The 4181-nt window shown below is 37.8% G+C and carries 7 protein-coding genes; 2 read left to right on the top strand and 5 right to left on the bottom strand.

Annotated elements, in window-relative coordinates; translation table 11 throughout:
* Together FTU02_RS16150 and FTU02_RS16145 are read right to left on the bottom strand one after the other, a co-directional pair.
* Positions 1-330 (bottom strand): MobA/MobL family protein (locus tag FTU02_RS16150; RefSeq protein ID WP_180157977.1); only part of this gene is annotated, 330 nt, incomplete at its 3' end.
* Positions 330-485: a hypothetical protein gene (locus FTU02_RS16145; protein WP_004812002.1), complete on the bottom strand. Its 156-nt coding sequence runs from the start codon at positions 483-485 to the stop codon at positions 330-332. The genes FTU02_RS16150 and FTU02_RS16145, both read right to left, overlap by 1 nt.
* 280 nt (positions 486-765) lie before the next feature.
* Between FTU02_RS16145 and FTU02_RS16140 the strand changes: the two genes are divergently transcribed.
* Entirely contained in the window at positions 766-1176 is a 411-nt protein-coding gene (locus tag FTU02_RS16140; protein ID WP_159516856.1) for a conjugal transfer protein TraD, read from the top strand.
* Between the two features lie 35 nt (positions 1177-1211).
* On the opposite strand, the gene FTU02_RS16135 is transcribed toward FTU02_RS16140, so the two are convergent.
* Positions 1212-1703: a hypothetical protein gene (locus FTU02_RS16135; protein ID WP_180038352.1), complete on the bottom strand. Its 492-nt coding sequence runs from the start codon at positions 1701-1703 to the stop codon at positions 1212-1214.
* 878 nt (positions 1704-2581) lie between these two features.
* Between FTU02_RS16135 and FTU02_RS16130 the strand changes: the two genes are divergently transcribed.
* The gene (locus FTU02_RS16130) at positions 2582-2950 is read left to right on the top strand and encodes a hypothetical protein (protein ID WP_180038350.1); all 369 of its coding nucleotides are present in this window, start codon (positions 2582-2584) and stop codon (positions 2948-2950) included.
* Between the two features lie 7 nt (positions 2951-2957).
* Here the strand turns inward: FTU02_RS16130 and FTU02_RS16125 are convergent, their stop codons facing one another.
* Complete coding sequence (locus tag FTU02_RS16125; protein WP_068599489.1) at positions 2958-3458, bottom strand: hypothetical protein; 501 nt, start codon at positions 3456-3458, stop codon at positions 2958-2960.
* Positions 3455-4181, bottom strand: a 727-nt coding sequence (locus FTU02_RS16120) for a MobA/MobL family protein (RefSeq protein WP_180157975.1), incomplete at its 5' end; no start/stop codon positions are given. The genes FTU02_RS16125 and FTU02_RS16120, both read right to left, overlap by 4 nt.

Below are 4181 nucleotides of genomic sequence, written 5' to 3'. Positions count from 1 at the left end.
AAACTGATACGGATATTTTGAGCCAATTTCAGACTGAATGAATTCCTCAACCAGTTCTAAGCGTTGCTCGGCATTCATCTCTCTAGGCAAAGCTATTTCATACTCTCGGTAGGTACTGCCGTTTTTACGCTCGTAAAGGTCGGCTGCCTGCCAAAAGGTAATCGGATTATGTTCAGCCCATTTCGGCATATTTCCATAGGCACTATGTTCAAGGTCGGTTTCTGCCTGCTCCTGTTTCAGCTTCTTTTCTTCATCCCGATCAATATATTCGGCATGCGGTGCTGCTTTTCCTGCTTTACCAACTTTGACACTCAATCGAGCAATTGCCATTAGGTCTTATCCTGTTCCTTTTTTCGGTTACGTTCTTTCTTAAATGCTCTTTGATCAAGTATCGAAGCCCACATCATAATGATGATAATTAGCGGTGCTGCGATCACGCCAAAAGTAATATCTTTGATTTTTCCCAATACCTGTTTTAGTTGCATGCTATTGCTCCTAGCTTTGGTACTTCTTTTTTTCATTCAATTTTCAATTGAACGAAAAAAAGAAGTTTCAGGGTTTTAGGGATGAAGTCCCTAACGTGCTTAGGTTTCTCAATGAAATTGAGAAACGTCTAAGCGCGCCATCAAAATTTTGATGGAAGTACAGGCGAACTTCTCTAGAACGAACTTTAACAAAATTGCGGACATTGGACGTAATTATTTTGTTATCGTTCTTTGAGAATTGAGCCTGTGCTTTTGCGGTATCTGAATTAAGGAATTGAATATGAATAATGAATGGCTATCTGAAAAAATTACCTACATTTCTGCTTTAAAGAATCCTAGTGATGCTCAAAAACTTTTACTTGAATTAGCCAAAATCCAATACAGAACACCCGACCAAGAGAAAAAACTGAATGCTTTGATCAAAGCTGAAAAAGCCATAGATAGAGCCAATAAGCAGAAAGTAGCAGTCAGAAAATTATTGAATGCAGAAAAGGAAGCTGAACGCAAAGCTCGTACACGTCACCTTATTCAATTAGGCGCACTTTTTGAGATTGCTAACCTAGATCAGCGTGACCCAGCCGAATTACTTGGAGTTCTGCTTAAAACTGCTGAAATCGACCCAAATGATATGAAATGGCAGATTTGGAAGGAATTAGGACAACAAGAGCTTAATCAACGGTCTAAAAAGTAAATAATATGAGTAAGCTTTTAAACTTACTCATTAAATTAATTCCATGATTCTTGTCGTTTATCAGCTGAATATTGAGCTATAGCGATTAAGGCATTTTTACCTTGATAAAAGTTATTTTCAAAAGAAAAACCTTCAAAATTTAATCTACAAAAACATTTATATAAATAAACTCTAGCCTGTTCAGATTCATTCAAAGGAAAACTAGTAGACTTAGAAAATTGTTCCTGAATATCAACAGTTATAAGAGTTAACATTATAAAATCAGAAGCATAAACTCTAGAGTTCGTAAATAAATCTCTAAATTCTTTCTGTGAGATGACATTAGCTTTTTCTAACATACTTCCTGTTTCAAGCAATACAGAATGACACATTACTTCTAATTCTTTCTTACTGGCACTCTTTGCTAGAATCATCCATTCATGGAAAGGTCTAATACTTAACTGAACCCCATTTTTAAAAGAAAAAAGTCCTTTCATAAAGAAAAATAAAACTATAGCTACTACCGCTACTATTAAAAAAGTTTCCACAATTACCCCTAAAAATGTTCTAAATAGCCTAAGCAGAAAAGATGTTTAATATCTAAAAGAATACCTGATCCCCTCACCTATACAAAATGAATAAATGCTCTCAACTTCTCAACACGCCCCCAAAGCGTCGCACTTCGTGCTTTGGCTTTGGAAACGGTTGAGAGAGTTTCGGCAATACTTTCCCTAAAGGCGGCCATTAAAAAAAATGACACATCCTTTAAGTATTGCCGATTTACCGCATATTCTTTTGGCTTCGGAGCCACGTATATCGGTCGTATCCGCACATAGTTTTGCAGACTATGCAGACAAGGACTAAAGGTTTTGCACCTTCTCCCACACGCTCCCTGTCGAAGTATGGCGATATCTCTGCGAGGGTTTCCCCAACATGCAACTTAACCAACCTATACAACTACTTCCAACGCTCCGCCTTTGTGAGAATCCCCTGTAAGCGGTTTAGCCTTTCGACTATCGCTACGTTGCACCAGTGACACTTATTCCCTCCACATGCAACGCATGCCAATCCGTAAAACGGACACGCAGAAGCAGGCAAAGCTCGATCTATGATGCTTATTTGACGATTTTAAACACGGATTAACGAAGACTTATCATTTTGAGTCTTGATCTAAACACTGTTTATTGTGAAAATAGAGTTCAGGTACAAGCCTTAGTGTGAAATCATAACGGTCGCCAAACCTTATGATCTTCGTTATTCGATGTTCGAGCATCAAATAACTGCGTACCGCTGAATATAAAGCGAAAGCCCATTGAGTTTCAATACTCAATGGGCTTTTTCTTTACCTTAAGGATTTAATTATTTATATTTTCATCGTTTCCTCTATAAACTCAATCTTGTAGTCATCCTTTTACCTATTCCAACTATGAATATTTATAAATCAATTTTTCCTACTCTTTTAGTTCTTGGATCATCCCTTGCTAATGCTCAACCTCTCAATAATGATCAATTTGCAAAGCAGATGATTAAGTATATTGATACTTCCACACTTTATTGGAATCAATACATAGAAGCTTCTAATAAGAATGAAAATAGAGAAATTCTCATAGAAAAACTTTGCCGATCTAAAGAAGCTATTTATGACGTGATGTTTAATGCAAATAAATATCCGCATTTACCAGCAGCAAAAGATGCTTTTAAACATGCAAAACAAATAGACTGGTCTTTAGCTAATGAGCTAAACACCCTAAATTCCAACCAAAATGAATGTACTAAATACATGTTTAATAATTAATTTTTAGTTATTTTGGATCTATCACACAAAAATCGCCATTTTTTCCATATCCGCACTGCTTTTTCATCACACGAACACACGGTTTAGATTCCTCTCCAACAGTACAGCTTCCAATATCAAACTGGATACCTTGCTGTCTTAAGCTCTCGATCTGAGGGATATTTTCTAAAGGTTTGATATAAACACTGAATAACCAAATGATGCCAAGCATCAGAATGGCGAAAATGCCTAAAATGATGGTGATGATTTTCCATGAAAATTGATCACTGGTTGATTCAATCGAGTTTTTTAAATGTCCAAGTGCTTTGGCGGTCTTGATAAGCTCTGCTGTACCCTCCTGTAAGCCCGTATTTAGCGATTTTGATACGGTACTATGGGTTTGCCCTGCTATGACCTTTTGAATGCGTTCTTCCGTGATTTGAAGCTCTTTAACAGCCTGATTGACTAGGTTCTGCTGTTGTTCTGCAACTGCCATCAGTGCATATAACTTTTTTTCATCAGGTGTCATCGGCTCATCCCTCTAAACTTCATTGTTTTCTGTTGCTCTCGTTCTAATTTCTGCTGTTCTTTGTACTGCTGTAGGGCAAGCTGTTTAAAGCTATCAAAATCAGCCTTAAAGCTCTCAATGCCCTGTTTAATTTCTTTGTCTGAGATAGGGCTGTTTTTGAGGTCTTTCAGGTCGTTTTTAGGGTCGCCTAAGTCTAGTCGCTCAAGCTCTTTATAGGCTGTACGTGACTGTTGCAAGGCTTCCCTGATTTCAGGGTCTTTAGCTTGGCTTGGTAATAGTTTCTTTTCGGGTTCTTTCTCTATGCCTTGCTCTTTGTAGCTTCGCATATCAATACGGCTATCAATTTGGTGTTTTTCTAAATGGCTGTTGCATAAATCTGCCCATCTTTGGCGTAGGTCTTTAATATCAGTTTTTCGTTCCTGGTAACTCTTGCCTGTATTGTCTTTTTTAGCTCCGCCACGTTCAGGATTTTTGCTGTTGTAGCGTTTGAAATATTGCTCTGGATCTCGCTCGATTCCATCTTGCAGACGTTCATTAAACATGAGGTGAACATGAGGCTGATCATTGCCGTCCATTGCTTTAGGGTTATGAATCGCAAACTGATACGGATATTTTGAGCCAATTTCAGACTGAATGAATTCCTCAACCAGTTCTAAGCGTTGCTCGGCATTCATCTCTCTAGGCAAAGCTATTTCATACTCTCGGTAGGTACTGCCGTTTTTA

The sequence above is a fragment of the Acinetobacter sp. YH12045 genome, from assembly GCF_013419925.1.
In the GTDB taxonomy this organism is placed as follows: Bacteria; Pseudomonadota; Gammaproteobacteria; order Pseudomonadales; family Moraxellaceae; genus Acinetobacter; species Acinetobacter amyesii.
Note: the sequence above shows the minus strand (reverse complement) of the source record. Positions and strands in the feature narration are given on the sequence as shown.

Bases quoted from the DNA above. Each gene is read 5' to 3' on its own strand.
- FTU02_RS16145 (WP_004812002.1), bottom strand. From the start codon at position 485: ATGCAACTAAAACAGGTATTGGGAAAAATCAAAGATATTACTTTTGGC.
- FTU02_RS16140 (WP_159516856.1), top strand. From the start codon at position 766: ATGAATAATGAATGGCTATCTGAAAAAATTACCTACATTTCTGCTTTA.
- FTU02_RS16130 (WP_180038350.1), top strand. From the start codon at position 2,582: ATGAATATTTATAAATCAATTTTTCCTACTCTTTTAGTTCTTGGATCA.
- FTU02_RS16125 (WP_068599489.1), bottom strand. From the start codon at position 3,458: ATGACACCTGATGAAAAAAAGTTATATGCACTGATGGCAGTTGCAGAA.